Source organism: Streptomyces sp. 35G-GA-8 (genome assembly GCF_023534745.1).
Taxonomy (GTDB): domain Bacteria; phylum Actinomycetota; class Actinomycetes; order Streptomycetales; family Streptomycetaceae; genus Streptomyces.
Genome location: NZ_JAMHJQ010000002.1, coordinates 411,938 through 437,685, shown reverse-complemented (window position 1 = coordinate 437,685; position 25,748 = coordinate 411,938). Strand labels below are relative to the sequence as shown.

The 25,748-nt window shown below is 71.2% G+C and carries 19 protein-coding genes and 1 riboswitch; of the genes, 11 read left to right on the top strand and 8 right to left on the bottom strand.

Features of this window, described 5'->3' with window-relative positions; translation table 11 throughout:
* Positions 1 to 256 precede the first annotated feature (256 nt).
* Positions 257 to 1,552, top strand: a complete 1,296-nt coding sequence (locus tag M1203_RS05090; protein WP_249948277.1) for an ATP-binding protein — start codon at positions 257 to 259, stop codon at positions 1,550 to 1,552.
* Between the two features lie 91 nt (positions 1,553 to 1,643).
* Complete coding sequence (locus M1203_RS05085) at positions 1,644 to 2,369, top strand: response regulator transcription factor (RefSeq protein ID WP_283958189.1); 726 nt, start codon at positions 1,644 to 1,646, stop codon at positions 2,367 to 2,369.
* A gap of 43 nt (positions 2,370 to 2,412) precedes the next feature.
* On the opposite strand, the gene M1203_RS05080 is transcribed toward M1203_RS05085, so the two are convergent.
* Positions 2,413 to 2,790 carry a hypothetical protein gene (locus M1203_RS05080; RefSeq protein WP_249948276.1) on the bottom strand — a complete coding sequence of 126 codons (378 nt, stop codon included), beginning with the start codon at positions 2,788 to 2,790 and terminating at the stop codon, positions 2,413 to 2,415.
* 165 nt (positions 2,791 to 2,955) lie between these two features.
* Positions 2,956 to 3,996 (bottom strand): C40 family peptidase, encoded by a 1,041-nt coding sequence (locus M1203_RS05075; RefSeq protein ID WP_249948275.1) that lies wholly within the window; start codon positions 3,994 to 3,996, stop codon positions 2,956 to 2,958.
* Positions 3,997 to 4,244: 248 nt separating this feature from the next.
* Here M1203_RS05075 and M1203_RS05070 point away from each other — a divergent pair, with 248 nt between their 5' ends.
* The gene (locus tag M1203_RS05070) at positions 4,245 to 4,598 is read left to right on the top strand and encodes a hypothetical protein (RefSeq protein ID WP_249948274.1); all 354 of its coding nucleotides are present in this window, start codon (positions 4,245 to 4,247) and stop codon (positions 4,596 to 4,598) included.
* Between the two features lie 79 nt (positions 4,599 to 4,677).
* On the opposite strand, the gene M1203_RS05065 is transcribed toward M1203_RS05070, so the two are convergent.
* Together M1203_RS05065 and M1203_RS05060 are read right to left on the bottom strand one after the other, a co-directional pair.
* Positions 4,678 to 5,892: an N-acetylmuramoyl-L-alanine amidase gene (locus M1203_RS05065; protein ID WP_249948273.1), complete on the bottom strand. Its 1,215-nt coding sequence runs from the start codon at positions 5,890 to 5,892 to the stop codon at positions 4,678 to 4,680.
* Between the two features lie 269 nt (positions 5,893 to 6,161).
* Entirely contained in the window at positions 6,162 to 7,454 is a 1,293-nt protein-coding gene (locus tag M1203_RS05060) for an NlpC/P60 family protein (RefSeq protein WP_249948272.1), read from the bottom strand.
* 168 nt (positions 7,455 to 7,622) lie between these two features.
* A riboswitch (cyclic di-AMP (ydaO/yuaA leader) is annotated at positions 7,623 to 7,777 on the bottom strand.
* Between the two features lie 315 nt (positions 7,778 to 8,092).
* Here M1203_RS05060 and pcrA point away from each other — a divergent pair.
* Positions 8,093 to 10,579: a DNA helicase PcrA gene (gene pcrA, locus M1203_RS05055; protein ID WP_249948271.1), complete on the top strand. Its 2,487-nt coding sequence runs from the start codon at positions 8,093 to 8,095 to the stop codon at positions 10,577 to 10,579.
* An 86-nt stretch (positions 10,580 to 10,665) separates the two neighbouring features.
* On the opposite strand, the gene M1203_RS05050 is transcribed toward pcrA, so the two are convergent.
* Both M1203_RS05050 and M1203_RS05045 read right to left on the bottom strand, forming a co-directional pair.
* A complete protein-coding gene (locus M1203_RS05050) occupies positions 10,666 to 12,426 on the bottom strand; it encodes a M23 family metallopeptidase (RefSeq protein ID WP_249948270.1) in 1,761 nt (586 codons plus the stop codon).
* A 313-nt stretch (positions 12,427 to 12,739) separates the two neighbouring features.
* Positions 12,740 to 13,711 carry a triacylglycerol lipase gene (locus M1203_RS05045; protein WP_249948269.1) on the bottom strand — a complete coding sequence of 324 codons (972 nt, stop codon included), beginning with the start codon at positions 13,709 to 13,711 and terminating at the stop codon, positions 12,740 to 12,742.
* Between the two features lie 411 nt (positions 13,712 to 14,122).
* Here M1203_RS05045 and M1203_RS05040 point away from each other — a divergent pair, with 411 nt between their 5' ends.
* Positions 14,123 to 14,605, top strand: a complete 483-nt coding sequence (locus M1203_RS05040; protein WP_249948268.1) for a cobalamin B12-binding domain-containing protein — start codon at positions 14,123 to 14,125, stop codon at positions 14,603 to 14,605.
* A 13-nt stretch (positions 14,606 to 14,618) separates the two neighbouring features.
* Here the strand turns inward: M1203_RS05040 and M1203_RS05035 are convergent, their stop codons facing one another.
* Positions 14,619 to 16,364: a DUF5691 domain-containing protein gene (locus M1203_RS05035; protein WP_249948267.1), complete on the bottom strand. Its 1,746-nt coding sequence runs from the start codon at positions 16,362 to 16,364 to the stop codon at positions 14,619 to 14,621.
* 142 nt (positions 16,365 to 16,506) lie between these two features.
* Positions 16,507 to 17,868, bottom strand: a complete 1,362-nt coding sequence (locus M1203_RS05030; protein ID WP_249948266.1) for an SWIM zinc finger family protein — start codon at positions 17,866 to 17,868, stop codon at positions 16,507 to 16,509.
* 132 nt (positions 17,869 to 18,000) lie between these two features.
* Between M1203_RS05030 and M1203_RS05025 the strand changes: the two genes are divergently transcribed.
* From M1203_RS05025 to sucD, 6 genes are all read left to right on the top strand, one after another.
* Positions 18,001 to 18,435 (top strand): MmpS family transport accessory protein, encoded by a 435-nt coding sequence (locus M1203_RS05025; RefSeq protein ID WP_249948265.1) that lies wholly within the window; start codon positions 18,001 to 18,003, stop codon positions 18,433 to 18,435.
* Positions 18,436 to 18,595: 160 nt separating this feature from the next.
* Positions 18,596 to 19,711 carry an AAA family ATPase gene (locus tag M1203_RS05020; RefSeq protein ID WP_249948264.1) on the top strand — a complete coding sequence of 372 codons (1,116 nt, stop codon included), beginning with the start codon at positions 18,596 to 18,598 and terminating at the stop codon, positions 19,709 to 19,711.
* Positions 19,708 to 22,098: a DUF5682 family protein gene (locus tag M1203_RS05015; RefSeq protein ID WP_249948263.1), complete on the top strand. Its 2,391-nt coding sequence runs from the start codon at positions 19,708 to 19,710 to the stop codon at positions 22,096 to 22,098. The genes M1203_RS05020 and M1203_RS05015 overlap by 4 nt, the downstream gene beginning before the upstream one ends.
* A 44-nt stretch (positions 22,099 to 22,142) precedes the next feature.
* A complete protein-coding gene (locus M1203_RS05010; RefSeq protein WP_249948524.1) occupies positions 22,143 to 23,351 on the top strand; it encodes a VWA domain-containing protein in 1,209 nt (402 codons plus the stop codon).
* Between the two features lie 264 nt (positions 23,352 to 23,615).
* Positions 23,616 to 24,791 carry an ADP-forming succinate--CoA ligase subunit beta gene (gene sucC, locus M1203_RS05005; protein ID WP_030351522.1) on the top strand — a complete coding sequence of 392 codons (1,176 nt, stop codon included), beginning with the start codon at positions 23,616 to 23,618 and terminating at the stop codon, positions 24,789 to 24,791.
* Positions 24,792 to 24,811: 20 nt separating this feature from the next.
* Positions 24,812 to 25,696 (top strand): succinate--CoA ligase subunit alpha, encoded by an 885-nt coding sequence (gene sucD / locus M1203_RS05000; RefSeq protein ID WP_249948262.1) that lies wholly within the window; start codon positions 24,812 to 24,814, stop codon positions 25,694 to 25,696.
* Positions 25,697 to 25,748: the final 52 nt, after the last annotated feature.

Genomic DNA, 25,748 nt, shown 5'->3' with positions numbered 1-25,748 from the left:
ATGGTGACGGCGCGGGGGCGCGGGCTCCAGCGGCCCCGACCCCGGTCTGTCCCTGATATTGGCCCAGGACTCGCCCTAGGTATGACAGAGGACACCACTCCATGGCAGCGGACACCACTCCATGACAGCGGACACCACTCCTGACACCCCGCCGACACCACCCCAGGTGTCCCCGAGGTATCCCCCAGGTCTCAGGGTCGCCTCAGGGGCCCGACCCTGATGTCCCCGCACACCGCGCCATGTGACCATCGATGACATGCCAGCCGCCCCGCCACGCGCCGCGACCTCAGCCCCCCGCGCCCCGGTGCCCGAGGAACAGGCCCCGCGCAAGCTCTACCGCAGCGCGGACGGCCGGATGCTGGGCGGTGTCGCGCGCGGGCTGGCCGGGCATCTCGGGCTGCCGGTCGTCTGGGTACGGCTGGTCTTCCTCGGCCTCTTCTTCGGCCAGGGCCTCGGCGCGCTGCTCTACGCCGTCTTCTGGATCGTCGTACCGCTCGGGGTCGGCGGTACGGCGAGCGAACCGCGCACCCTCTTCGAGATCAGCCCGGACGGCCGACGACGGCTCCGCAAACCCGACAAGGGCCAGATCTTCGCGCTCATCGCGCTGCTGATCGGCGCGTCCGTCTTCGTCGGCAGCGTCAATCTGGGCCGCAGCCAGGCCGACCGCTACATCTGGCCCACCCTGCTGATCGGCGCGGGAGTCGTCCTGGTCTGGCGGCAGGCGGACAACGCCCGCCGCGCCCGCTGGACCGAGATCGGCAGACGCCGTCGGATCTTCCAGCTCGCCCGCGGCCTCGCGGGCGTCGCGCTGGTCGGCCTCGGTCTGGCCGTCTTCATGGTGGTGCGCGGCGCGACGGCCCAGTTCGGCAACATTCTGACGGGGGCGATCGCGGTCGTCGCCGGAGTCGCCCTGCTCGCCGGGCCCTGGCTCGTACGGATGACACAGGACCTCTCCGAGGAACGGCTGATGCGCATACGCGCGCAGGAACGGGCCGAGGTCGCCGCGCATGTCCATGACTCCGTGCTGCACACCCTCACGCTCATCCAGCGCAACGCCGACGACGGGGGCGAGGTACGCAGGCTCGCCCGCGCCCAGGAACGGGAGCTGCGCGCCTGGCTCTACAAACCCGAGGGCACGGGCAAGGACGAGGAGGACGAACCCACCACCCTCGCCGAGGCGGTGAAGCGCACGGCGGCGGAGGTGGAGGACTACCACGGGGTCCCGATCGAGGTCGTGGTCGTGGGCGACTGCCCGCTCGACGAGAAGCTGGCCGCGCAGATGCAGGCCGCGCGCGAGGCGATGGTCAACGCCGCCAAGTACGGTGGCGAGGGCGGCGCCGTACAGGTCTTCGCGGAGGTGGAGGGCCGTACGGTCTTCCTCTCCGTACGGGACCGCGGCCCCGGCTTCGACCCGGACGCGGTGCCCGCCGACCGGATGGGCGTACGGGAATCGATCATCGGCCGGATGCAGCGCAACGGCGGTACGGCCCGGCTGCGGTCGGTGCCCGGCAACGGTACGGAGGTCGAGCTGGAGATGGAACGGGCAGACTGAGAACGGGCGCGTACGGACGTACGACGGGTACGGGTCCGTACGTGCCGGACCCGTACGGGCCGACGAACGACTAGGGCGAGGGGCAGAGACCATGAGCGAGGGCGCACAGGCCGGGGCCACCGGTGCGGAGAGCGGCGGCGGCGCGACGGCGTACGGCCGGCGCGTACGGGTCGTGCTCGTCGACGACCACCGGATGTTCCGTACCGGAGTGCAGGCCGAGATCGGCCGTACGGAGGAGACGGGCGTCGAGGTCGTCGGCGAGGCGGCCGATGTCGACCAGGCGGTCACCGTCATCACGGCGACCCGGCCCGAGGTCGTGCTCCTCGATGTCCACCTCCCGGGCGGCGGCGGGGTGGAGGTGCTGCGCCGCTGCGCGCCGATGATGGGGGCGGGCGAGAACCCGGTGCGCTTCCTGGCGCTGTCGGTCTCGGACGCCGCCGAGGACGTGATCGGGGTGATCAGGGGCGGCGCCCGCGGCTATGTCACCAAGACGATCACCGGCACGGACCTGGTCGACTCGATCTTCCGGGTGCAGGAGGGGGACGCGGTCTTCTCGCCCCGGCTGGCCGGCTTCGTCCTGGACGCCTTCGCCTCGACGGACGCGCCGCCGGTGGACGAGGACCTGGACCGGCTGACGCAGCGCGAGCGCGAGGTGCTGCGGCTCATCGCGCGCGGGTACGCGTACAAGGAGATCGCCAAGCAGCTCTTCATCTCCGTGAAGACCGTGGAATCCCATGTCTCGGCGGTACTGAGGAAGCTCCAGCTCTCCAACCGGCACGAACTGACGCGCTGGGCGACGGCGCGCCGGCTGGTCTGAGACTTCCGCACTTCCGGATTCCGGGACTCCTGGGAGGGCTGCTCTATGAGCAGTGCCACTCGGTGACGTACGTCCGGTCCCGGTGCTCCATCACGCCGCGGATGCACTCGCCCGCGGCGGTGTCGAGCCTGCCCGTCTGCTCGGCGCGGCCGTGCCAGGTCTGCTGAGTGCCGAGCCAGCCGGGGAACGCGGTGATCCGGTCGTCCTTGCGCTGGTAGCCGAGGCGTACGGCGACACTGGGGTGGCCCGGGTACTGGACATAGCGCACGGTGAACGGTCCTGCGCCGCCCACCGGGCCCTCGATACAGAGCCGGCCGCCGGAGAGATCGCCGCACCCTCGGGGGGTGAGGCCGACGGGCGCCAGAACGAGAACGGCGCCCACGGCGAGAACCGTTCCTCTGACGGCGGTGGCACGTCTCACGGCTCCCCCTTCAGGGCAGACGGGATACTGCTGCCATAGTGACCCGGGGACGGCGAACCGGCATTCCGGCGTGGGCCGTTCGGCACCGGACAGGCCCTGAGGGGGGTCCGTGAGAGTTTTCCGGGGCGGTCCGGCCACCGTTTCCAGGTCGTCCGACCGGCGTTTCTAGGCCGGCCGGCTCGCCCCGGCGAACGGCATCTGGTCGATCGGCGCCAGCCGGACCGCCGAGCCGGGCCGGGGGGCGTGCACCATCTGGCCGCCGCCCACGTAGATCCCCACATGGCTGATGCCGGAGAAGAAGAACACCAGGTCGCCGGGGGCGAGAGCGCCCCGTGAGACCCGCTGTCCCGTGTTGATCTGGGTGTAGGTGGTACGGGGGAGGGCGACGCCCGCGGAGCGCCAGGCGGCCTGGGTGAGCCCGGAGCAGTCGAAGGCGCCGGGCCCGGTCGCGCCCCAGACGTACGGCTTGCCGATCGCCCCGTAGGCGAAGGCGACGGCCGCGGCGGCGCGGGCGTTCGGGGCCCGCACCGCACCGGGCGCCGCGGACGCGGCGTTCGCGCCCCTGCCGTCCCGCTCCTGGTCGTACCCCGCACGCTGCTGCGTGGTGAGCCGGTCGAGCAGCCGCTGGGCCGCGCCGATCTTCTCCTGGATGGCGGATCTGTGGCGGGCCAGCTCGGACTGAGAGGCCGTCAGTTCCGCGAGCCGCCCGTCGGCCCGGGTGCGCAGTTCGGCGATCCGGGCGAGTTCCTTGCGGATCGCGGTGATCCTGGCGGCCTGCCGGGAACCGGCACGTTCGGCGAGCGAGGCGCCTTCCAGGTACTCCTCGGGCGAGGAGCTGAGCGCGAGTTGTACGGCGGGGTCGAGCCCACCGGCCCGGTACTGCGCGGAGGCGATCGAACCGAGCGCGTTGCGCGAGCTGTTGAGCCGTTCCGTCCTGCGCGTGGCCTCGTCCCGCAGCCGCGTGAGCGCGGTACGGGCCTTGTCCGCCTTCACCTTCGTGCCGTTGTACCGCTCGGTGGCGGTCTCCGCCTGCTCGTACAACGCGTCGACCTCGGCCTTGACCTGGGCCGGGGTGAGCTGTGGTTCGGCGTGTGCGGCGCCGTCGAGCGCGGTGGCGGTCGCGGCTCCGGCGAGCGCGAGGGTGGCGGCGGTACGGCCGGCGGGGCCGGTGAGCGTGCGCTGTCTGGGCTTTCGGTGCGCTGCCACGGGGGTGGAACCTCTTCCCTAGTCGGTCACGGTGGGTCATGGCCGGTCGCCAGGAGAAGGACGCTAGGGCGCAAGGTCACAGTCCGGCCTCGGCATGGCCGGTATTGGCGAGAGGTGGCGGAACAGGGCTGTCTTATGACCGGCATGATCGCGAACTCGGCATGCCTTTCCGTCCGTACCCGACCGATATCGGAACGGGGCCCCACCTCGCCGCTCGGCGGTGATATGGCCCTCGATAGGCTCCGGGCATGGACGTACTCATCAATGTCTTCGTCGCGCTCCACATCATCGGCATAGCCTCGCTGCTCGGCGGCTTTCTCACTCAGATGAAGTCGATGAGCACGGGCACGGCCCGCTTCAACAAGGCGATGCTGCACGGCGCGCTGACGATGCTCATCACGGGCGTCGCCCTCGTGGGCCTCAACCAGGCCGACGACCAGACGGTGAACAACATCAAGATCGGCATCAAGCTCGCGGTGCTGGTCGTGATCCTGGCCGTGGTGTACGTGAAGCGCGACGACGAGACCGCCCCGAAGCCGCTGTTCGGCGCGGTGGGCGGGCTGACGGTGGCCAATATCTTCATCGCCACGCTCTGGACCTGATACCGGGACCCGGCACGGCGCGCTCGGATGTGGACCGGGGCGCCCGTGTCCCGGCGGACAGGGGCGCCCCTCACGCCTCTCAGCCGAGCTGGTCGGCCACCTGCTTGCGCAGGTCAGGAAGCATTTCGTAGAGCTTGGCGCCCGGGCAGGCCGTCACATTCACGTCCCGGTGGCTGGAGATGACCGGTACGTCGAGCACCGTGCCCACCGGGTGCGGGTTGGTGCCGCCTCCGCCGGCCGAGACGAGCTGCGTGGAGCCTTCCGGGTTCAGCTGGTACTGGCCGGTCTTCCAGGCGAGCACGTCGGCCAGGCTCTTGACCATGGCGTCGGTCGGCTTCGGGTCGGGGCCGGTGTCCTCGCCGCCCTCGCTGTTGTTCGGCTCGAAGTTGCCGAGCATCGCGACACCGAAGGTGTTGGTGTTGAAGCCGGACGCGTGGCCGCCGAGGATGCCGGGAATCTCGGTGCCCGGCCGCATCTCGATGGAGCCCTTGCGGCCCTCCCAGATGCCGCCGAAGCGGTCGACGATGAAGTGGTAGGGGAAGTCGCCGTAGCCGAGGACCTTGATGTGCTGGACGTAGATGCCGTTGATGATCTGCGGCACCTGCTCCTGGGTGTAGGAGTTGTTCCCCGTCACGGTGTGGTGGATGAGGGCGGCCTTGATCGAGGGCTGGGTCTTGTACCCGGGATCGGACAGCGTCTCGTCCGCGCCCCAGTCCTTCCGCAGCTTCACGTCCGGCTGTCCGGTCCCCGTGGAGCGCGGCCGGCGGTCCGGGGAAGAGGCGGCCTGGCTCTGGGCCGGGTCGATGAACGACAGCCGCAGGTCCTGCGGGAGGCTGCCCTGCGGAGACGTGAAGCGGACCTCCACCCCGTCCGCGTCGTCCGTGTAGAAGGCGGGCGCGCCGGCCCGCTTCGCCTCCTCGGCCACACCCTCGTCGAGCTCCAGGGGAACCTCCCGCCACGATTCCCAGGCCCCGTCGCGGTGGACCCGCGTCTCGGCGGTCAGTCCGTCGTCGACGGCGGACTCCTTCTTCCAGCTGAGGCCGATCGACGAGAAGCGCTCACCGGTGATCTCACCCGTGGAGAACACCTTCCCGGTCCCTGATCCCGCCTTCGCCGACAGGGTGCCGGCGGGCTTGCCGTTGCCGTCGGTGAGCGTGGTGTCGGAGACCTGGGAGGAATCCGCCGCCGTCGCTTCGAGCGCCGTCGCCGCGGTGCTGGTACCCGCGACGGCGAGGGGAGCCGTCAGTGACACCACACCGAGAGCGATCGCGGGGATCGTCTTTCGAAAATGCATGAACTTCCCTATGTCGTCACCATGCCTCAGGCCGCAGCACGACGAGGCGCGACGTGGTAACCGACCAGCGCCGCGCCGGGCCCGCACGCCTGAGGACCTCGGTTCATCGCGCGAAGGTGTGCTTCGGCCGGGGGGCCATCGGCTCTGCTCCGCGCGATTTTCATAAGGTCAGACGTAAAGATCTACGGTGGAAGTTCTTGGTGTGGCGGATCTTTCCGAAATCATTGCCCCAGCGCGCGTGGGCGCGTCCCCGCGCCGCTGACAGTCCGTCAGGCGGGGCGGATGCTCCCGTAGATCGGCATGTAGTAGATCGACTCCTCGCGGACGTTCGCGCCCGGCTTGGGGGCGTGGATCATCATGCCGTCGCCGATATAGATCCCGACATGGCTGATGTCGTCGTAGAAGAAGACCAGGTCACCGGGGAGCAGATCGTCGGTCGCGACGCGCGTGCCGGCCTTCACCTGTTCCCAGGTGGTGCGCGGCAGCTCCACGCCCGCCGCCTTCCAGGCGGCCTGGGTCAGGCCCGAGCAGTCGTACGAGCTGGGGCCCGTGGCGCCCCAGACGTACGGCTTGCCTATCTGGGCGCGGGCGAAGGAGAGGACCTTGGCGGCCTTGGTGGCGTAGCTGCCGTCCGAGGCTCCCGTGCCGCCGCTCGTGCCGGACCCGGTGCTGCTGCCGCTGCCGCTGCCGCTGCCGCTGCCGCTGCCGGTGTCCGTACCGGAGCCTGTGCCGCTCTGGCCCGAGCCCGTTCCTGAGCCTGTGCCTGAGCCTGTCCCCGAGCCCGTGCCCGTGCTCGTATCGGTCGACGGGTTCTGGGCCTGCTGTTCCTTGCGCTTGCGCTCGGCCTCCGCCTTCGCGCGGGCCTCCAGCTTGGCCCGCGCCTCCGCCTTGCGGCGGGCCTCCTCTTCCTTCTTGCGCTCCAGCGCGGCCAGCCGCGCCTTCTCCTCCGTGGTCAGCTTCGACAGCAGCGCACGCGCCGCGCCGAGCTTCTGCTGCACGCTCTGCTTGCTGGTGCGCAGCGCGGCCTGCGAGGCGGTGAGCGACTCCAGGTCCTTCGACGCCTGCGCCCGCTGCTTCGCGGCGGCGGCCTGCTGCGTCTGGTAGTCGGTGAGGACACCGCGCTGACGCTCCGTCAGCCGGTCCGTCACCTGCTTCTGCTCGAAGAACGCCTGCGGGCTGTCCGCGAAGAGCAGGGCGGCGGTCGGGGTGACCGCGCCTTCGCGGTACTGCGCGGCCGCGAACGAGCCGAGCGTACGCCGGGCCTCATTCAGCTTGTCCGCGCGCTTGGCGACCTCGTCGAGCACGCGGTCGACCGCGCGCTTCTGCTTCTGCGTGGCCTCTTTCGCCCTGTTGTACTTCTGTGTCTCGCTCCCGGCCTGGCGGTACAGATCGTCGACCTTCTTCTGTACCTCTTCCATGGACGGCTTCGGCTCGACGGGCGTGGCGCTCGCGCTCTGCGTCGAGAGCAGTGTGACCGAGGCGAGCGCGGCTGTCGTGAGCCCGACGGCGGGAGAGGCGGTACGTACTCCGCTGAGACTGCGCGGCTTGCGATGCGACGCCAAGGTCTGCATCTCCTTCCGTGGACCGCCTACCGGGTCAGGGCCTGTCGTTTGGATCATGCCGGGCTCGCGTGCCCTGGTACCGCGCCTCGCCGCGTTGTCGTCGGTCGCCTACGCTCCGCGTGGGCTCCCTCCTCCGCCTTGCGATCCACGGCACCAGACCCCGCTCCCTGATCCGGCCTGATCCAAACGACAGGCCCTAGCTGTCGGGTTCGGGCGGAACGGAAGGCTGCCCTACGGGCCTTGAGCGAAAGGCCCGATTCACCCCGGTTGTGCAGTGTGGGTCCCCGGTTCCGAACTTCCTTAGGAAAAGTCCGAATTCGGCGTGGGCCGCCCGCTTGGCGTGGGTCGCCGTTGGGGGTACGGGCTGCCTGATCGAGCACGCTAGCCAAAGTGTGGTGCTGGTGTGAAGGTCGATGGCCGAAATGCCCGATACATTTTCGTGACCATTTGCGCGTGCGATGTGCGAAGGGGGCCGGCGGCGCCTTTCCGCCACGATGAGTGACCGGGGTGCCGCCCGTGGTGATGGCGACGGGGGCTGCGGCGAGGGTGACGGCGTGGGTGACGGCGGCCGGGGGAATGGCGGGGAATCCCGAAGGCGGGCGCGGTGTGTCAGTGCGGCGGCCTAGACTCGGAAAGCGATGAGCAGCCTCTTTGACGACAGTTTCCTGGCGGACCTCCAGCCCTCCGGCGACGAGCATCCACCGCCGCCCGAGGACGACGCCGAGCACGCACCGGAGCAGGTGCCCGACGACCTCTTCCAGGGGGCCTACGACGCGCCTCCGGCGCGGGACCCGTACCACCGGGACGGCGCCCCGCGCACGGTCGTGGACCCCGCCGCGCTGCTCGAAGGGCTGAACGAGGAGCAGCGCGCCGCCGTCGTGCACACCGGCTCGCCGCTGCTCATCGTGGCCGGGGCCGGGTCGGGCAAGACCCGGGTGCTGACCCACCGGATCGCGTATCTGCTGGGCAGCCGCGGTGTCCACCCCGGTCAGATACTGGCGATCACGTTCACCAACAAGGCCGCGGGCGAGATGAAGGAGCGCGTCGGCCAGCTCGTCGGCCCGCGCGCCAACGCCATGTGGGTCATGACGTTCCACAGCGCCTGCGTACGGATCCTGCGGCGCGAGTCGAAGAGGCTCGGGTTCACCTCGTCGTTCTCCATCTACGACGCCGCCGACTCCAAGCGTCTGATGGCCCTGGTCTGCCGTGATCTGGACCTCGACCCCAAGCGCTACCCGCCCAAGTCCTTCAGCGCCAAGATCTCGAATCTGAAGAACGAGCTGATCGACGAGGAGACCTTCGCCGACCAGGCCACCGACGGCTTCGAGAAGATGCTCGCCGAGGCCTACCGGATATACCAGGCGCGGCTGCGCGAGGCCAACGCGCTGGACTTCGACGACATCATCATGACCACCGTCCATCTGCTCCAGGCGTTCCCCGATGTCGCCGAGCACTACCGGCGGCGCTTCCGGCATGTCCTGGTGGACGAGTACCAGGACACCAACCACGCGCAGTACACCCTCGTACGCGAGCTGGTGGGCCCCTCCGGCGAGGAGCACGACCCGGCCGAGCTGTGTGTCGTCGGGGACGCCGACCAGTCGATCTACGCCTTCCGGGGCGCCACGATCCGTAACATCCTCCAGTTCGAGGAGGACTACCCGGACGCGACGACTATTTTGCTGGAGCAGAACTACCGCTCCACACAGACGATCCTGAGCGCCGCCAACGCCGTCATCGAGCGGAACGAGAGCCGCCGGCCGAAGAATCTGTGGACGAAGGCCGGCGCGGGCGCCCAGATCACCGGCTATGTCGCGGACACGGAGCACGACGAGGCACAGTTCGTCGCCGATGAGATCGACCGGCTGACGGACGCGGGCGAGGCCAAGGCGGGCGATGTCGCGGTCTTCTACCGTACGAACGCGCAGTCCCGTGTCTTCGAGGAGATCTTCATCCGCGTCGGCCTGCCCTACAAGGTCGTCGGCGGGGTGCGCTTCTACGAGCGCAAGGAGGTCCGCGATGTGCTGGCCTATCTGCGCGTTCTGGCCAACCCGGAGGACAATGTCCCGCTGCGCCGGATCCTCAATGTGCCCAAGCGCGGCATCGGGGACCGCGCGGAGGCGATGATCGACGCGCTCGCGCTGCGCGAGAAGATCACCTTCCCGCAGGCGCTGCGGCGGGTGGACGAGGCGTACGGAATGGCCGCCCGCTCGGCCAACGCCGTCAAGCGGTTCAACACGCTGATGGAGGAGTTGCGTACGGTCGTCGAGTCCGGCGCCGGGCCCGCGACGATCCTGGAGGCCGTGCTCGAACGGACCGGCTATCTGGCCGAGTTGCAGGCGTCGACCGATCCGCAGGACGAGACGCGTATCGAGAACCTTCAGGAACTGGCCGCAGTGGCGCTGGAGTTCGAGCAGGAGCGCGGCCAGGCAGCCGCGGAGGCGACCGGTCCGACTGCTACGGCCGGTACGCTCGCCGAATTCCTGGAGAAGGTGGCGCTCGTCGCCGACTCCGACCAGATCCCCGACGAGGACGAGGACGGCTCCGGTGTCATCACGCTGATGACGCTGCACACCGCCAAGGGCCTTGAGTTCCCTGTCGTGTTCCTGTCCGGCATGGAGGACGGCGTCTTCCCGCACATGCGCGCCCTCGGCCAGACGAAGGAGCTGGAGGAGGAGCGGCGGCTGGCGTATGTGGGCATCACCCGCGCCCGCGAGCGTCTGTATCTGACCCGGTCGTCGATGCGGAGCGCGTGGGGCCAGCCCTCGTACAACCCGCCGTCGAGGTTCCTGGAGGAGATCCCCGGACACCATCTGGAGTGGAAGCGGACCGGCGCGCAGATCCCGGCGGGGCCCACGTCCGGGGTCACGTCCTCGCTGTCGTCGTCCTTGTCGGCCGCCTCGCGGTCGAGGTCGGGCGGTGGCCCCTCGGGCTTCGCCACGCGGCGCACCACCGAGAAGCCGGTGATCGCGCTGGCGGTCGGGGACCGCGTGACGCACGACCAGTTCGGTCTCGGCACGGTCATGGCGGTGACGGGTACGGGCGCGGACACGCAGGCGACGGTCGACTTCGGCGACACGAAGCCCAAGCGGCTGCTGCTGCGGTACGCGCCCGTCGAGAAGCTGTAGGGGCGGGTCGGGGAGCGGGGCGCGGCGCGGGGCGAACGTACGGGACCGCGCCGTACCCGACGCGCGGCGCGCCGGGCGCGGAGTGCTTACGTCGGGTCGACGCCGTGGCTGCGGAGCCAGGCCAGCGGGTCGATCGAGGCGCCACCACCGGGCCGTACCTCGAAGTGCAGGTGGGGTCCGGTGGAGTTGCCCGAGTTCCCCGAATACGCGATCACATCACCGGCCTTGACCGAACCGGAGCGGATCTTCGTGGTGCTGAGATGGCAGTACCAGGTCTCGGTGCCATCGGGTGAGGTCACGATGGCCATGTTGCCGTAGGCGCTGTTGTACTGCGTGCGTACGGTGCCGTCCGTCGCGGCCATCACCGGCGTACCGTACGACACGGGGAAGTCGATCCCGGTGTGCATGGACATCCAGTTGACCCCGGCCTGGCCGTAGTACGCGCTGAGTCCATGCTGCGAGACGGGGAGGACGAACTTGGGGCGCTCGGCCTCCTTGCGGGCCGCCTCCGCCTCGCGCTTCTTCCTCTCCGCTTCCTGCCGCGCCTGGAGGTCGATGCGCTCCTGCGTACGGCTGGCCCGGTCACCGAAGTCACGGGCGTCCGCGTTGAGTGCGGCGAGCTGGGTGTCCAGCTTGTTGTTCGCGGCCACGGGCTTCACGGAGCCGGGATCGGCGGCCGCGGCGGTCGTGGTCTTGTCCGCCTGGGGCTCCTCGCCCGCGCCGAGGCCACCGACGGAGGCGGCGGCGACACCGGCGACGCCCATCACACAGGCGGAGGGGACGGCGACGGTGAGGAGCGCGGAGCGCTTGGCGGGGCTACGGCGCCGGCTCCGGCCGCCGACCGGGCTGCCACCGGCCCGGCGTTCGCCACGGGGCGGCAGACTGACGACGGGGGCGGTCATCGTCTCCGCCATGTGCATGTGCGGCAGTTCGGCCTCGGGAGCGGAGTCCGCGTCCGTATCGCCTTCGCGCCCGGCCTCTTCGGCCTCGGCGTGGGCGTCTTTCTCCGTGCCGGTCTCGGCGTCGTAGCCGGGTTCCGCGTCGTAGCCGGGGTCCGCGTCGAAGGCGTGTTCAGGCTCCGGCCCGGGGGCGCCGTACTCGGCGCCCTGGGCGAGGTCGTACTGCTCGTACGGGCCGGGGCCGCCGTCCTGGCCGTAGTGCTCGTGCGCGGCGTCGTACGCGGTATCGGCCGTCGTACCCGGCGTCGTACCGGGCGAGTTCCAGGCGGTGGCGTCGTACGCGCCGGTGTCGAACGCGGGCGCCGCCGCCCACTGCGCGGTCGCCTCGTACCCGAACTGCGCTGCCTCGAACTGCGTGGCGTCAAGCCGCGTGGCGTCGAACTGCGCGGTCTCGAACTGTGCGCCCGCGAACTGTGCGGCAGGGTCGAACGGTGTCGCGGCGGTGTGCTCCGAGATGCCGTAACCGAACTGCGTGGAGTCGAACTGCCCTGTGCTGTCCGTCCCGTTCAGCTGGTCGGTCGGATGCGCGTGGCTCGCCTGGTTCGCCTGATTCCAGGCGTCGGCGTCCCATTGGCCCGTGACATCCGGCTCCGCCGACTGGCCCGGAATGCCCGGAACCTGCTGATAGCCGTTGTCGGGCGGGGCTGTGACGGTGGCCCACTGGCCGCTGGTGTCGTACTGCGGTGTGGCGTACGCGTCGTATCCGCCGGTCGTCTGATGGGCGCCGGTCTGCCACTGCGTGCTGTCGTACTGGCCGGTGGTGGCCTGGGGGTTCTCGTAGCCGCCCGAGCCGTCCGGCAGGGTGCCGAAGAGTGGGTCGGTCTCGAAGCTGCCGGTCTGGTAGCCGTCGTATGCGGCGTACCCGGCGTGGGCGTGCTGGTCGTTCACCAACTTCTCTCTCGCCTCGGCAGCAGAACCAGGGTTTCCTCCGGGAGCCTGTCGGACGACAGGGCCCCCTGAGTGAAAGCAGTGGCCGCGACTGTACCCGGCGGTATAGGACGGCGACAATCTTCGGCAGGTTTTGCGTTCCGTTGAAACGGGCATTCGGCCGTGTTTCGGCGGACGACGGGCGCAGACTTGGCCCTACGTTCGAAATTTGTTCGAAAGGGGAGCGGGAATTCGAGAGGCGTTTTCGAGGAGTCACGCGCCGCCAGGAGTCACGCCCGTCAGGCGTCAGGCGTCAGGCGTCGGGAGTCACGCGTCAGGCGGCGGAGGCCGGTCCGTCGAAGCGTGGGCCGTTCTCCCCGGACTCGTCCCCCGGCTCGTCCCCGGATTCGTCCGTGGACGCCTCCCCGGATTCCCCGGGCGCGAGGCCGGAGTTGACCGAGTCCAGCCCGGATTCGCCTATGTGGTCGGGAGATTCGAGCGCGTGCCGGATGCCGGCCGCGACTCCGGGGTGCACCGTCATGGCGAGATGTCCCACGCCGCTCACCAGCACGTTCTCCGCCAGCAGATCAGGGTGCGTGATACGCGCGGTGAGGGCCGGCGCCATCAGTTGGTCGAGATCGCTCCAGAAGCTCACGAACCGCGTTCGGCAGCCGGGCGCGGGCAGCCGCAACTCCTCGATCAGGTCCGAACCGGGCCGCATCTGCCGTACGACGGGGTGGGCGTTCGCCAGCGGGACGACGGCCGTGCCCTCGTGCGGCGTGGCGATCGTGATCAGCGTACGTACCCGAGTGTCACCGCCCAGACGCTGTACGTAATACCGCGCGATCAGGCCGCCGAGGCTGTGTCCGATCACATCGACCTGGCGGTGGCCGGTGCGGGCGCAGATCTCCTCGACGTACTCGGCGAGAGACTCGGCCGCGGTGCGGATGTCGCAGGTCAGCGGCGAGTAGTTGAGCGATACAAGACGGGTCCAGCCGTGCCGGGCGAGAGAGCGGCGCAGCAGGACGAAGACGGACCGGTTGTCGACGAGGCCGTGGAGCAGGACCACAGGGGGGTGTGCGCGGCCCTCCGTGGGCAGCTGGGCGGTTTCCGGGGGCAGGGGCTCGGCACGGCGCTCCTGGACGATTCCGGCCGGGTAGAGGACGAGATGGCCGCTGAGCACCGCCAGATCGAGCGCGGTGGCGCGGAGCAGATCGGCGGCGGGCGTGGCGTTCCACACGCGGCCGGCCTGGCGCAGGAGCGGCGGAACGAAGGGAAAGAGCGGCAAGAACGGCGAAACCTTCATGGCCGACCTCCGAACGACACCCGGGGGGCGGCTCTGACCCCCGCGTGCCCTCACGGGGCGCCGCCGGGCGGGTCGGATGGCTTCCGGCACGCCTGAAGTGCCGGGGTCGGTACACACGAGCCGTGCCACCGCGCCGCGCGGCTGGCGGCACGGTGGAACGGCGCCCGTGTGGCGACTCCTCTTGCGGCTCCCCTTGCGGTCGTCCCGACCCGGCCGGGTATGCCGAGTCATACCGGAACGACGCAAAGCGAACATGTCCCACGTGTGATTTCCCCCTCGCCGTCCTCCGCGAAACAGCCGCGTGCGGGATGCTGTGGATAACGTTCGTTCACTTCCGTGTGCCCGGTCCCGACCGGACCGGGGCGCGGGGACCCGTGCCAATGACAGTGCGGTCGGTATGTGGAGGCAGTGATGGGTGTGGCCTGGGATCCGGAGAATCAGCATCCGGAGAATCAGTCGCGGAGCCAGGACGGGACGAGCGGAGCGCACGCGGCCGGCGGGCCGATCCGGGTGGTGGTGGCGAAGCCGGGGCTCGACGGACACGACCGCGGGGCCAAGGTGATCGCGCGAGCGCTGCGGGACGCGGGGATGGAGGTCATCTACACGGGGCTCCATCAGACGCCCGAGCAGATCGTGGACACCGCGATCCAGGAGGACGCCGAGGCGATCGGTCTGTCGATTCTCTCCGGGGCGCACAACACGCTCTTCGCGAAGGTGATCGAACTGCTCAAGGACCGGGACGCGGCGGACATCAAGGTCTTCGGCGGCGGCATCATCCCGGACGCGGACATCGCCCCGCTCAAGGAGCTGGGCGTGGCCGAGATCTTCACCCCCGGCGCGACGACGACCTCCATCGTCACGTGGGTCAACGCCAATGTCCGCCAGGGCGTGTGACGCGCGCCGTCGTTCATGGCGTCGCGGGTTCGGTGAGTTCGGCGACGTGGCCGAGGTCGTCGGACCCGCCGGATCCGCCGGACCCGTCGGATCTGTCGAGCCCGTCGAGCCCGTCGAGTCCCTTGAGTTCCGCCAGCATCGACGCGCGCAGACGCAGCGTGGAGACCAGTCGCAGGAAGGCTTCCGACCAGTAGCCGCCCGCGCCCGGTGACGCGTCCTCCGGCTCGTCCTGGGCCGCGGTGAGCAGCTCCAGCCGGCCCGCCTCTGCGGGGTCGAGGCATCGCTCGGCGAGGCCCATGACCCCGCTGAAGCTCCAGGGGTAGCTTCCCGCGTCCCGGGCGATGTCCAGCGCGTCCACGACCGCGCGGCCCAGGGGCTCCGCCCACGGCACCGCGCAGACGCCGAGCAGCTGGAACGCCTCCGAGAGACCGTGGGCGGCTATGAACGCGGCCACCCAGGAGGCTCGTTCGGCGGGCTCCAGCGTGGCCAGGAGTTTCGCCCGTTCCGCCAGTGACGAGGTGCCGGGGCCGGCGGCCGGGGAGGCGGCCGGGGCGCCCAGCAGGGCCGTGGACCAGCGCGCGTCCCGCTGCCGTACGGCCGCCCGGCACCACGCGGCGTGCAGTTCGGCCGCCCAGTCGTCCAGGACGGGCAGCGCGACGATCTCCTCGGGGGTACGGCCGCCCAGCCTGGCGGGCCAGGTGGCCAGCGGGGCCGCCTCGACCAACTGGCCCAGCCACCAGGACCGTTCCCCCCGGCCGGCCGGCGGGGCCGGGACCACGCCGTCGCGCTGCATGTCCGCGTCGCATTCGTGCGGCGCCTCCACCGAGATGACCTGTCCGCCGCCCGTACGGTCCATGCTGACGCAGGTCGCCGCGCGGGCCGCCATCCTTCCTGCGAGGGCGGAGCCCGGCAGCGCGGAGAGCAACTCGGCGGCGGTATGGCGGACGTTGCGGCTGCGGTCCGACAGGGCCCGCTCCAGGAACGGCTCGTCGGCCCCCGACAGCCCCGTACGCAGCGAGTCGAGGAACATCAGCCGGTCCTCGGCGCGCTCGGTGGTCCAGGTCGAGGCGAGCAGCGCCCGGGAAGCCTCCGCGTCATGGGCCCGTACGGCGGCGAGCAGCGCGACCCGCTCGGCGAACAGGCCCTCCTCCCAGAGCAGTCGGACCGCCTCGCCGTCCCGTGGATCGGGCAGCAGGGCTCCGCCGGACGCACCCCGCAGCGCGAACTTCCACTCCGGGTTGAGCCGGGCGAGCCAGAGCCCGCGCGGCCCGGCGAACGTCAGCGCCTGCGGTCGCAGATCGGTACGCGCGCGGGCCGCGTCGAGCAGCGCGGGCAGTACGGCGGCGGGCGCGCGGTAGCCGTGCTCATTCGCGGCGGCGAGCCACTGCGGGAGCAGTTCGGTGAGGTCGGGCGCCGCGCCGCGCCGCCCTCCGCCGGAGGACCCCGAACGGTCGGCCAGCAGCTGGCCGAGCCGTCGTCCCGCCGCCTCCGGCAGCCGCGCCCGGCCGTCGTGGGGCGCGCGCTCCGGGCGGGCGGCGGCGCGCGCCGGAAGGAGCCCGGCCCTGCGCCGTACGGTGTGCAGCGCGGCGGCGTCCAGCAGGGCCACCGGCGCCTCCTTGCCCGGGGCCAGGATCTCCGTGGGCGGGGTGCGGCGCTCCGTACCGAGCAGGGCGGAGGTGACCAGCCCTTCCCAGAGCGTCGTGACGCGGGGCGTGCCGGTGGGGCCGGCCGGGTCGATGGTGCGAGTCGTGTCCGTCATGGAGCCCTCCGTTGTCGGCGCGGTCGGCTGAGCGGGACCAATGGGTGAACGGGGCCGCCAGGGCGGCAGGACCGTCGGGTCAGCGGGACGGTCAGGGCGGCAGGACCGTCGGGCCAGCGGGACCGTCGGGCCGGCGGGACCGTCAGGTCAGCGGGACCGGCGGATGAGCGGCACCGTCCTCGGCCCAGGCCGCGAGCGGATGGAAGCCGCGGTGGCCGCACTCGCCGAAGACCGTGACCGGACCGCCGCCGGACAGCGCGGCCAGCTTCCAGGGACCGGGCCCCGAGAGGGCCGAGCCCGTGATGGGCAGCGCGGATTCCCCGTCCGCGTCCGCCAGTTGCCAGCCACCGCCCGGCGCCGGCACGGGTATGACGTCGGTCAGCGTCACCGGCCAGGCGTCCAGCCAGGGATCCGCGCGCAGCGCCGCGCCGTACGCCTCTATCGCCGCTGTCGTGGAGCCGCCGGGCGGCGGTCCCGGGATCGGGGCCGGGGCGCCGAACTGCCGCCCCCAGTCGGCCCGTAGCTGCCCCGCGCCGCCGTGCGGGGTGATCTCGGCCTCGATCATCAGGCCGACCGGCAGGCCCAGTTGCGGGGAGCGCCCCGCCGCGCCGAAGGCGAGCAGCAGCGCGGAACGCCCCGAATCCCGTCCGTACAACCGGATCCGGCGGGTGAGGAGCTTGCCGTCCGAGGAGTCGTACTGCGCCAGGACCAGCCAGTGGTCCCTGACCGGCGGACCCCCGGCCGGTGACGGGAGACCGATCCTCGTACGTACCGTCGTCGCCAGCGGCTCCGGCAGCCGGTCGCGGCCGAGCCATGCCGTGGTCAGCAGATGCAGCAGCGCGGACTCCTCCAGCAGTCGTACCGGCCAGCCGGGGCCCGAGCCGGGGATGGCTCCCAGCTCCCGCACCCGGCCGGCGAGCCCCGGCGCCTGCGCGTCGACCATGCGGGCCGCCGTCTCCTCCCACAGCCCGTACCCCGACTGCTCCGCCGAGGCCAGCCCGCCGCGCAGGAGATCCGTCAGCCGCTGGTCGAGCTCCGAGGCACCCGCGCTGATCCGGGTGGCCCTGCGCTCCGCCCTGCGCCGCGCGGCCTCGGGATCGGCGGGCTTCCCGGACCCGGCCGCGCCGGCATCCCCCGCGTCCCGCTCCTCGCTCTTCTTCCGGCGCCCTTCGAGCCATTCCCCGGCCCAGCCGGGCTCCTCCGCCGCCTCCGGCACGCTTCGCTCGTCCGCGGCCCAGAGCAGCAGCAGCCCCAGCGCGTGCTTGCACGGAAACTTCCGGCTGGGGCAACTGCACTTGTAGGCAGGGCCCGTTGTGTCCACAATGGTCTGATACGGCTTACTGCCGCTGCCCTTGCACAGACCCCACACGGCCCCCGCGGAGCCGCTGCCCGCCTCCGACCACGGTCCGGCCGTGCTCAGTTTGTTGCCCGCTTTGCGTGACGCTTCGTCAGGAGCAAGAGCGAGCACCTGTTCCGTCGTCCAGCGCACCCCCGTTTGATTCATGTCCACGACGTTAGAGCGCCCCACTGACAATCGCTCTGACCTGCGGATTCAACGAACAAACGGCAGCATGACTTTACTTTCTCTTTGCTATATCGTGCGAGCTTCCTACGCCACGATCCGGGGGGATCACCAATGAACCGCACTGTCCGCGCCGCCCTCTCCACCCTCGCCGTCACCGGTCTCGCGCTGGGCCTCGGCGCCTGTTCCGAGGCCGCGGAGCGGGTGGACAAGGCCGTGACCGACGAGGTCGACAAGGCCGTCAACGAGACCTACGAGGTCACCTACGAGGTCACCGGCAAGAACATCGACACGATCGACTACCACGGCGGGGGCGGCGAGGCCATGGAACCCAAGATCGAGACGGTCGAGAAGCCCACGCTGCCGTGGACGAAGACGGTCACGCTGCGCGGCATCATGCCGCCCGGCGTCATGCCGACCGCCCTGGACCCGGCAGGCGCCGAGGTCACCTGCAAGATCATCTACAAGGGTGAGGTCATCAAGGAGGAGACGGACGCGGGCAAGGCCGCGGCGGGCGGCTGCATCGCGGTGTCCCCGATCGCCGGGTAACTCCCCGCACCGGTCATCACCGGTGATCGCCGTCGTCGGCAACTCCCCTCGTACGCGGGCGCGTCCGCGAGGTCCCGCCCGGCCCGCGGCGACGGTCGATTGTCAGTGGCGTGGTGCACCGTGGAACTCACATCCGGTCGACCGATCTGGAGGGGGATCCATGACCGTGCCCGAAAACACCGCGCCCGCCGGGACCGAGGAGGCGCTGCGCCCGCACGCCGAGGACGCGTTCGCCGACGAGCTGAAAGCGCTGGCCGCGGCCGACGACCGGCAGCGGCCCGTCAGGTGGCGGCTGTCGCCCTGGGCCGTGGCCACGTATCTGCTCGGTGGCACGCTGGCCGACGGGACGGTGATCACACCGAAGTACGTGGGACCGCGGCGGATCGTCGAAGTGGCGGTCACCACGCTCGCCACCGACCGGGCGCTGCTGCTCCTCGGTGTGCCGGGCACCGCCAAGACCTGGGTGTCCGAGCATCTCGCGGCGGCCGTCAGCGGCGACTCGACCCTGCTCGTGCAGGGCACGGCCGGCACGCCCGAGGAGGCGATCCGCTACGGCTGGAACTACGCGCAGCTGCTCGCCCACGGCCCCAGCCGTGACGCGCTGGTGCCCAGTCCGGTGATGCGGGCCATGTCGGAGGGGATGACCGCGCGCGTCGAGGAGCTGACCCGTATCCCCGCCGATGTGCAGGACTCGCTCATCACGATCCTGTCGGAGAAGACCCTGCCGGTCCCCGAGCTGGGACAAGAGGTGCAGGCCGTCCGGGGGTTCAATCTGATCGCCACGGCCAATGACCGCGACCGGGGGGTCAACGACCTCTCCAGCGCGCTGCGCCGCCGCTTCAACACCGTGGTCCTGCCGCTGCCGGCCACCCCCGAGGCCGAGGTCGACATCGTCTCCCGGCGGGTGGACCAGATGGGACGCTCGCTCGATCTGCCTGCCGGGCCGGAGGGCATCGACGAGATCCGCCGGGTCGTCACGGTCTTCCGTGAACTGCGCGACGGCGTCACGACCGACGGCCGTACGAAACTCAAGTCCCCCTCGGGGACGCTCTCCACGGCCGAGGCGATCTCCGTGGTCACCAACGGCCTCGCGCTCGCCGCCCACTTCGGGGACGGCGTGCTGCGGCCGGGCGATGTCGCGGCGGGCATCCTCGGCGCGGTGGTCCGCGACCCGGCGGCGGACCGGGTGATCTGGCAGGAGTATGTCGAGACGGTGGTCCGCGAGCGCGACGGCTGGAAGGACTTCTACCGCGCCTGCCGCGAGGTGAGCGCGTGACCACGGCGCACGGACCGACGCTGCTCGGGGTCCGGCATCACGGGCCTGGGTCCGCGCGTGCGGTACGGGCGGCGCTCGACGCGGCGGCGCCCCGGGTCGTCCTCATCGAGGGCCCGCCCGAGGGGGACGCGCTGCTGGCGCTCGCCGCCGACGAGGCGATGCGCCCGCCCGTCGCGCTCCTGGCGCACGCGGTGGACGATCCGGGGCGCGCGGCGTTCTGGCCGCTGGCCGAGTTCTCCCCGGAGTGGGTCGCGATCCGCTGGGCGCTGGCGCATGACGTACCGGCCCGGTTCATCGATCTGCCCGCCGCGCACTCACTGGCGCTCGCCGCGGCGGACGAGGCTTCCGGCGACGCCGAGTCGGCCGAGTCCGACGACCCCGCCGAGTCCGACGCGTCCCGGGACGACGCGAGCCTGCGGATCGATCCGCTCGCCGTTCTCGCCGAGGCCGCCGGGTACGACGACCCCGAGCGCTGGTGGGAGGACGTCGTCGAGCATCAGGGCGCGGGCGGCGCGGACGACCCCTTCGCGCCGTTCGCCGCCGTCGCCGAGGCCATGGGCGCGCTGCGCGAGCGGTACGGCGACGGCGGACCCCGGCGCGATCTCGTCCGTGAGGCCCATATGCGCGGTCGGCTCAGGGCCGCGCGCAAGGAGTTCGGGGACGACGGCGTCGCCGTGGTCTGCGGTGCCTGGCATGTGCCCGCGCTCGGCCGGAAGACCACCGCCGCCGCGGACCGCGCGCTGCTGAAGGGCCTGCCCAAGGTCAAGACCGGGATGACATGGGTGCCCTGGACCCACCGCAGGCTGGCCCGGCACAGCGGCTACGGCGCGGGCATCGACTCGCCCGGCTGGTACGGGCATCTCTTCGGTGTGCCCGACCGCCCCGTGGAGCGCTGGCTCACCAAGGTCGCCGGTCTGCTCAGGGAGGAGGACAGGACCGTCTCCTCGGCCCATGTCATCGAGGCGGTACGGCTCGCCGAGACGCTGGCCGCCATGCGCGGACGTCCGCTCGCCGGACTGACCGAGACCACCGACGCGGTCCGGGCCGTGATGTGCGAGGGATCGGATGTGCCGCTCGGCCTCATCCACGACCGGCTCATCGTCGGCGAGGTGCTCGGTGAGGTTCCGGACGCGGCCCCCGCCGTGCCGCTCCAGCGGGATCTGACCGCGCTCCAGCGCACGCTGCGGCTCAAGCCGGAGGCGCTGGAGCGCGAGCTGGACCTCGACCTCCGTAAGGAGACCGACGCCGAGCGCGGCAGGCTCCTGCACCGGCTGCGACTGCTCGGTATCGACTGGGGCGAACCGGCCGCGGGGCGGGGGAGCACCGGCACGTTCCGGGAGACCTGGCGGCTGCGCTGGGAGCCCGAGCTGTACGTACGGGTCGCGGAGGCCGGTGTATGGGGCACGACCGTGCTCTCCGCCGCCACCGCCAAGGCCGAGTCACGGGCCCTCTCCGCGACCGCGCTCGCGGAGGTCACGGCGCTGGCCGAGCGCTGTCTGCTCGCCGCGCTTCCCGACGCCCTGCCCGTGGTGATGCGGGCCCTGGCCGATCGCGCCGCGCTCGACGCCGACGTCGGCCGGCTCGCCCAGGCGCTGCCCGCGCTGGCCCGCTCGCTGCGGTACGGGGACGTGCGCTCCACCGACACCGGTGCCCTCGGTGAGGTGGCTGCGGGGCTGGCCGAGCGGATCTGCGTCGGTCTGCCGCCCGCCTGCGCGGGGCTCGACGCGGACGGAGCGGCCGAGATGCGGGGGCATCTCGACAGCGTCCATATCGCCGTCGGCCTCCTCCCGGACGACCGCGGCCGGGATCTGGCCGGGCGCTGGGAAGCCGTCCTGCACAAGCTCGCCGGACGGGACACCGTCCCGGGGGTGATCAGGGGCCGGGCCGCCCGGCTGCTGCTGGACGACGGCCGGCTCGCCGAGGACGAGGCCGCGCGGTTCATGGGGCTCGCGCTCTCGCCAGGAACGCCGCCGACCGACGCGGCGGCCTGGATCGAGGGCTTCGTCGGCGGACCGGCCGGTGCGGGGCGCCGGCAGGCGGGGAGCAGCGCGGGCGGCATGCTCCTGGTCCATGACGAACGCCTCCTCGGCCTCGTGGACGCCTGGCTGACCGGGGTGTCGGCCGAGGCCTTCACGGATGTGCTCCCGCTGCTGCGCCGCACGTTCTCCGCGTACGAGCCGGGCGTGCGGCGCACGCTGGGCGAGCTGGTCAGACGCGGGCCCGCGCAGGGCGGCCCGGTGGCGTCCGAGGCCGCCGCGCCCGGCTTCGGCCCGGGGCTCGACGAGGCGCGCGCGGACGCCGTACTGCCGGTGCTCCGTCTGCTGCTGGGCGCCGAAGGCAGCGGAACCACCGACGACAGCGACGACCTTCTGGAGGCGACGGGATGAGCGGCGCGACGAGCGGCGGGATGAGCGGCGGGATGAGCGGTGGAATGGGCGACGGCGTCGGCACCGACGGCACGGACCGCGCCGCCGACGAGCGGCTGCGCCGCTGGCGGATGGTGCTCGGCGGCGAGAGCGCCGACGGGACGGGCCGCGCGCTCTCCGGCAGGGACGCGGCGATGGACGGCGCGCTGTCCGCCCTCTACGGCTCGGGCAAGGAGAAGGGCGGAGCGGCCGGCACCGACCGCTCCGCCGGGCTCGGCGCCTCCGCGCCCGCCGTCGCCCGCTGGCTCGGGGACATCCGTACGTACTTCCCCAGCTCCGTCGTGCAGGTCATGCAGCGTGACGCGATCGACCGGCTCGGGCTCTCCGCGCTGCTCCTGGAGCCGGAGATGCTGGAGGCCGTCGAGGCCGACGTCCATCTCGTCGGCACACTGCTCTCGCTCAACAAGGCGATGCCCGAGACGACCAAGGAGACGGCGCGCGCCGTCGTGCGCAAGGTGGTCGCGGACATCGAGAAGCGGCTCGCCACCCGTACCCGCGCCACCCTGACCGGCGCGCTCGACCGGTCCGCGCGCGTCAACCGGCCGCGCCACCGGGACATCGACTGGGACCGTACGATCCGCGCGAACCTCAAGAACTACCTCCCCGAGCACGGCACGGTGGTGCCGGAGCGGCTCATCGGCTACGGCCGCGCCGCGCAGTCCGTGAAGAAGGAGGTGATCCTCTGCATCGACCAGTCCGGTTCGATGGCGGCCTCGGTCGTCTACGCCTCCGTCTTCGGCGCTGTCCTGGCCTCCATGCGCTCCCTCGCCACCCGGCTCGTCGTCTTCGACACCGCCGTCGTCGATCTCACGGATCAGCTCGACGACCCCGTCGACGTGCTGTTCGGCACGCAGCTCGGCGGGGGCACCGACATCAACCGCGCGCTCACCTACTGCCAGTCGCGGATCACCCGGCCCGCGGACACCGTGGTCGTCCTGATCAGCGACCTCTACGAGGGCGGGATACGCGACGGGATGCTCAAGCGCGTCGCGGCGATGAAGGCGTCGGGCGTGCAGTTCGTGGCGCTGCTCGCGCTGTCCGACGAGGGAGCGCCCGCGTACGACCGCGAGCACGCGGCGGCCCTCGCCGCGCTCGGTGCGCCGGCCTTCGCCTGCACCCCCGATCTCTTCCCGGAGGTGATGGCGGCGGCGATCGAGAAGCGTCCCCTTCCCCTGCCGGACAAGGAGCTGCCGAGCCGGGCGGTCTCCCGGTGATCTCCCGGTGATACGGAGGGCTCCCGCGCCTGGTGTGACGCGTCTCTCCGCTCTGTGACAGGTATCACCGCTCATCTGTGATCCTTGATTTAGGGAGCCACGGTTCACGGGGATAACCTGCGAGACGGACATGCCGCGTACCGGACAGCGAGTACGCCTCCCTCTGTGACAGCGCAGTCACGTTGCCCTTCGCGGCACGCCCACGCAGACAACGAACCCGCGATCACCAGGCTGCGGTTTAAAAGACACAAGGGACGGACACGCGTGGACCTGTTCGAGTATCAGGCGAGGGACCTCTTCGCCAAGCACGGTGTACCGGTGCTGGCCGGTGAAGTCATCACGACGCCTGACGCGGCTCGCGAGGTGGCCGAGCGGCTCGGCGGCAAGGCCGTCGTCAAGGCGCAGGTCAAGGTCGGCGGGCGCGGGAAGGCGGGTGGCGTGAAGCTGGCCGCCGACCCGGCGGACGCCGTCGAGAAGGCCGGTCAGATCCTGGGCATGGACATCAAGGGCCACACGGTCCACAAGGTGATGCTGGCCCAGACCGCGGACATCGCGGAGGAGTACTACGTCTCCTTCCTGCTGGACCGCACCAACCGCACCTTCCTCGCCATGGCCTCCGTCGAGGGCGGCGTGGAGATCGAGGTCGTCGCGGAGGAGAACCCCGACGCGCTCGCCAAGATCCCGGTCGACGCCAACGAGGGCTGCACGCCCGAGAAGGCCGCCGAGATCGTCGCCGCCGCGAAGTTCCCGGCCGAGATCGCCGACCAGGTCGCCGACGTCCTGCAGAAGCTGTGGACCGTCTTCATCAAGGAAGACGCCCTCCTCGTCGAGGTCAACCCGCTGATCAAGTCCGGTGACGGCAAGATCATCGCGCTCGACGGCAAGGTCTCGCTCGACGAGAACGCCGACTTCCGCCAGCCGGAGCACGAGGCACTTGAGGACAAGGCCGCCGCCAACCCGCTGGAGGCCGCGGCCAAGGCCAAGAACCTCAACTACGTCAAGCTCGACGGCGAGGTCGGCATCATCGGCAACGGCGCGGGTCTGGTCATGTCGACCCTCGACGTCGTCGCGTACGCCGGTGAGGCCCACAACGGCGTGAAGCCCGCCAACTTCCTCGACATCGGCGGCGGCGCCTCCGCCGAGGTCATGGCGAACGGCCTGGAGATCATCCTCGGCGACCCGGACGTCAAGTCCGTGTTCGTCAATGTCTTCGGTGGCATCACCGCCTGCGACGAGGTCGCCAACGGCATCGTCCAGGCCCTTGAGCTGCTCAAGACCAAGGGCGAGGACGTCACCAAGCCGCTGGTCGTGCGTCTGGACGGCAACAACGCGGAGCTGGGTCGCAAGATCCTGTCCGACGCCAACCACCCGCTCGTGCAGCGCGTGGACACCATGGACGGCGCGGCCGACAAGGCCGCCGAGCTCGCGGCTGCGAAGTAAGGGACAGGGACTCCAACACCATGGCTATTTTCCTGACCAAGGAAAGCAAGGTCATCGTCCAGGGGATGACCGGCGCCACCGGCATGAAGCACACCAAGCTCATGCTCGCTGACGGCACCAACATCGTCGGCGGTGTGAACCCGCGCAAGGCCGGCACGTCCGTCGACTTCGACGGCACGTCCGTACCGGTCTTCGGCTCCGTCGCCGAGGCCATCGAGAAGACCGGCGCCGACGTGTCCGTCGTCTTCGTGCCGCCGGCCTTCGCCAAGGCCGCCGTCATCGAGGCGATCGACGCCGAGATCGGCCTGGCCGTCGTGATCACCGAGGGCATCGCGGTGCACGACTCCGCCGCCTTCTGGGCGTACGCGGGCAGCAAGGGTAACAAGACCCGGATCATCGGTCCGAACTGCCCCGGCCTGATCACCCCCGGCCAGTCCAACGCGGGCATCATCCCGGGCGACATCACCAAGCCCGGCCGGATCGGTCTCGTGTCCAAGTCCGGCACGCTGACCTACCAGATGATGTACGAGCTCCGTGACATCGGCTTCTCCTCGGCCGTCGGCATCGGCGGCGACCCGGTCATCGGTACGACGCACATCGACGCGCTCGCCGCGTTCGAGGCCGACCCCGACACCGACCTGATCGTGATGATCGGCGAGATCGGCGGCGACGCCGAGGAGCGCGCGGCGGACTTCATCGCCAAGAACGTCACCAAGCCGGTCGTCGGCTACGTCGCGGGCTTCACCGCGCCCGAGGGCAAGACCATGGGCCACGCCGGCGCCATCGTCTCCGGCTCCTCCGGCACCGCCCAGGCGAAGAAGGAGGCCCTGGAGGCCGCAGGTGTGAAGGTCGGCAAGACGCCGACCGAGACGGCCGGGCTCGCCCGCGCCATCCTCGCGGGCTGAATCCCGCCTCTCCGCAGGGCACCACGCGCGTGGGCCCGCACCCTCTCCCGGG